Raw genomic sequence first — 223 nt, 5'->3', positions numbered from 1 at the left:
CGATCGGTCGAGCAGGAGCGGCAGAAGGCTGCAGCCCTGGCGGAGGAAGTCGCGACGGCGCGAAAAGAGCTGACCACAAGCGCGGCGAAACATCGGGAAGCGCTCGATGAGGAACGCGCACGCAGTGCTGCGCTGAAGAGCGAGCTCGCCACAGCGCAGCGCGAAAACGAGATGCAGTCGGCGCAGTTGCGCAAGGCGAGCGAAGAAATGGGGCAGCTCAAGC

At 65.0% G+C, this 223-nt stretch carries 1 protein-coding gene; it reads left to right on the top strand.

Going from position 1 to position 223, the window contains the following annotated elements:
- On the top strand, positions 1-223 hold a 223-nt coding region (locus tag KJQ96_RS39740; protein WP_213291298.1), incomplete at both ends, for a hypothetical protein.

Source organism: Bradyrhizobium sp. sGM-13, from assembly GCF_018398875.1.
In the GTDB taxonomy this organism is placed as follows: domain Bacteria; phylum Pseudomonadota; class Alphaproteobacteria; order Rhizobiales; family Xanthobacteraceae; genus Bradyrhizobium.
This window is presented reverse-complemented; position numbering and strand designations above follow the sequence as displayed.